General features: G+C 70.5%; 3 protein-coding genes. 1 reads left to right on the top strand and 2 read right to left on the bottom strand.

What is annotated here, in order from left to right:
• The coding region (locus tag GWK61_RS60415) for a M56 family metallopeptidase (RefSeq protein ID WP_194922139.1) at positions 1–808 on the bottom strand (808 nt) is incomplete at its 3' end.
• Entirely contained in the window at positions 805–1,200 is a 396-nt protein-coding gene (locus tag GWK61_RS53660; protein WP_194922140.1) for a BlaI/MecI/CopY family transcriptional regulator, read from the bottom strand. The genes GWK61_RS53660 and GWK61_RS60415, both read right to left, overlap by 4 nt.
• Before the next feature lie 909 nt (positions 1,201–2,109).
• On the opposite strand from GWK61_RS53660, the gene GWK61_RS53655 reads away from it, so the two are divergent.
• Complete coding sequence (locus GWK61_RS53655; RefSeq protein WP_194922138.1) at positions 2,110–2,784, top strand: response regulator transcription factor; 675 nt, start codon at positions 2,110–2,112, stop codon at positions 2,782–2,784.
• The last annotated feature ends 170 nt before the right edge of the window (positions 2,785–2,954 follow it).

Genomic DNA, 2,954 nt, shown 5'->3' with positions numbered 1-2,954 from the left:
GGGTGGGGGAGGAGTCGATGGCGAGGGCCGTCTCCGGGACCGGGTCGTACCCCGGGGCGCGGTCGGTGCCTTGCGCGGCGCCGATGACGGCCAGGGCCGCGGCGACGGTCGGGGCTCCGGTGCGGGCCACGGCGGCGTCGTCGGCGATGAGTTCGACCAGGCGGCGGGTTTCGCGTTCGGCGTAGGCCAGGAGTCTGATGTGCGGGATGGTGCGGCGGATCGCGGCGGCGAGGGCGATGATCAGGTGATGGCGGCCGGACAGGTGCGCGCGCTCGTGCAGGAGGACCGCTTCCAGCTGCTTCGCGCTCAGGCGCTCCAGCGCGCCGGTGGTGATCACCACGTCGCCGGGGAGGCAGTAGCAGGCCGGTGCCGGGTGGTCCAGGACCAGGACGCCGAGTTCGTCGTCGCGGGTGGCGAGCATGCGGAGCATTTCGCTGTGGGCGCGGCGGCGACGGCGGGCCGTGCCGAACGTGGCGGCCAGGCAGTACAGCAGCCGCGCCGAGAGCAGGACCGCCGAGATCCAGCCGAGGTGGCCCAGGACCGTACCGACGGAGCCGTGGTCGGTCACCGGGATCTGGTCGGTGCACGAGTCCAGGGCCGGCGACAGCTCCGACAGACCTTCGACGAGCGTGAACGCCAGCGCCAGTCCGGCCGCGACCGCGGCCACCAGGAACGAGCACGTCAGGATCTGCAGCAGCGTCACCGTCAGCCGGGGAGCACGGTCCGAGGGCCAGTGCCGGGCGAGGAGCGGCGGTGCGAATACCGCAACGGAGAGCGCGTAGACGACCAGGAGGAGCGCGGCCGTCACTGAGTCTGCTCTTCCTCCGTGGCCGGGTGGGGCGACGCCGGGGGACAGATCTCCAGCGCCGCGCGCAGCGCCTTGGCTTCCTCGTCGGACAGCTGCTCAAGGAAGTGCACGAACGCCACCGCCTGGTTGTCGCTCGTCGCCCACGCGTCGCGCATCAGCCGCGCGGTGTACGACTCGCGCGAGGCGACGGCTTCGTAGACGTACGCCCGCCCCTGCGGCTGGCGGCGCAGCCATCCCTTGCGGTGCAGCTTGTCCATGACGGTCATGACCGTGGTGTAGGCGAGGGACCGGTCGGTGTTCAGGTCGTCGAGGATGTCCCTGACCAGCACCGGGCGGTTGCGCCGCCATATGCGGTCCATGACCGCCGCTTCGAGGTCCCCGAGTTGTCGCATCGCCACGGCCGTCAGCCTAGACGTTCTTCAGGGGTACAGACCAGCGGAGACGCCGCCGGAATCAGTGTTGCGGCGGGTGGGCCGGCAGTTGTGGCGACGAGGGATGCGGCGGCGGGGTGAGGAGGCGGGAAAGGTCGGAGGGGTGGGGCAGGTGATGGGCTGGTGGAGGTGCGGTTTCCGGCGGCGGTACCGAAGCGGCATGCCGACCGTGCGACCGCGGCTTCGAATGCGTCTTAGTCCCGACACCCGGCAGGTCTACCGGCATCGGAACCGGCGCCGGCACCGGAGGCGCGAAGTGCACTAGCGGCGCCGCCGGAACCGGACCGCCCGCCGCCCCGCTGCTCCCGCTGCTCCCGCTCACGACACTGTCCGCAGCGCGTCCCAGGGCCGGCGGCGGTACCGTCTGCGCCGCGCTCCGTCCCCCGGAACTCCCCGCCGCGATAAGGATGACTCCGGTCACGGTCATCCCCACCGACAGCGCGAGGTGCACCCGGCGCGTGGGCCGGGCCCACGCCATGTACGAGCCGTCGACCGTCATCCGGCCACCCTCGCCGACGCCGGCGGGGATTCGTGCCTCCCGCACCGTGCGGCGCGGTGCCGCGTCACACATTCGGCGTATTCGTCCGATCTTCCACACTCTCAGAGTGTTGCGTTGGAGCGTGCGGAGATGTCGGTCTTGACAAGGGGCCGCCATGGGCCGACGGATGCTCATTGCTCCGTTTCTTCCGCCCCTGGTGGGGCGGGTCGACTTGAGGATGCGTTGAGAAAACCCACACGCGCGGTATTGCCTTCCGGCACGCTGGGTGAGCAGAATGGCAGGGCCCTGGTAAACATTGTTAATAAATTGCCGGATTTTTGCTGGTTTTTGGTCGTAATGGGCGCACATCGGCGCTGTGAGGTGACGGGCGAATGAGGCTAGTGGTGGCCGGCCGCAGGGACGACCGGGTGCAACCGGCGTTGGACAACGCACTGCGCCTGGACGGGTTCGCGGTCCGGCGGCTGCGCGCCGACGACCTGCCGGGCATGGCGGCGTTCTCGCCGCACGCGGTGCTCCTGGATCTGGGCCTGCTCGACGAGGAGGCGCTGGCCCTGTGCGAGCGCATCCGCCGCCAGACCGAGGCCGCCCTGGTGGCGATCACCGCGCGCGCCGACCGCGGCCTGTGGATCGAGGGCCGCCGGATCGGCGTGGACGACTTCGTGGTGAAGCCCTACGGCCTCACCGAACTCTCGACCCGAATACGCGCGGCGGTGCGCACCCCGACGGAGCGGCCCGACCACCTGGGCGTCGGCCCAGTAGTGGTGGACGCGGACGAGCGCCGGGTGAACGTCCACGGCCAGCCGGTGGTGCTCACCCGCAAGGAGTTCGACCTCCTGCACCTGCTGGCGAGCACGCCGGGCGCGGTGCTGTGCAGGGAACTGATACTGCGCAAGGTCTGGCACACCACGGAGAAGTCGGCGAACCGCACGCTGGAGGTGCACATCGCGACACTGCGCGCGAAGCTCGGCGTCCCGGACCTGATCCGAACGGTGCGGGGGATCGGGTACGTGGCGGACGCGGAGCTGCCGCGGAGCATTCGGGTGTGAGGCCGTCGACGGCGAGCTCGCGCTGGTCCGATCGGGCGGTTCGCGGGCTGGGTACTTCATTCGGGCCTTGACGGTTTGAGATCATTGAGCCGAGGGTGGTGTAGCCCCCTGGATGGGGCGGGGTGAAAACTGGGGCGGCGTTGAAACGTGCTGCGACTCAGTCCCCCGAC

The sequence above is a fragment of the Catenulispora rubra genome (assembly GCF_015356825.1).
In the GTDB taxonomy this organism is placed as follows: domain Bacteria; phylum Actinomycetota; class Actinomycetes; order Streptomycetales; family Catenulisporaceae; genus Catenulispora; species Catenulispora rubra.
This window is presented reverse-complemented; position numbering and strand designations above follow the sequence as displayed.